The organism is Enterobacter sp. ZOR0014, from assembly GCF_000798855.1.
GTDB lineage: Bacteria > Pseudomonadota > Gammaproteobacteria > Enterobacterales > Enterobacteriaceae > Enterobacter > Enterobacter kobei.
Window position 1 is genome coordinate 1 of sequence record NZ_JTLF01000411.1, and the last position, 235, is coordinate 235.

1 other RNA gene is annotated in these 235 nt (G+C 46.4%); it reads left to right on the forward strand.

Annotated elements, in window-relative coordinates:
- Positions 1 to 144, forward strand: a non-coding RNA gene (locus L977_RS24225) — RtT sRNA; the annotation flags it as partial.
- Positions 145 to 235 lie beyond the last annotated feature (91 nt).

A 235-nucleotide genomic window follows, 5' to 3' on the forward strand; every position in this document is an offset into this window, starting at 1 on the left:
TTTTAATCAATTGGTCGCAGGTTCGAATCCTGCACGACCCACCAATTTTAATGTCTTACTCAGATATTAAACGTGAAGGATAACGTTGCTTTAGCAACGGCCCGAAGGGCGAGGCGAAGCCGAGTCATCCTGCACGACCCACCACTTAAACGTGGTACCGAGTAAAAATCTTCGAAGTCAGCACCCGAATGGGTCGTTAGCTCAGTTGGTAGAGCAGTTGACTTTTAATCAATTG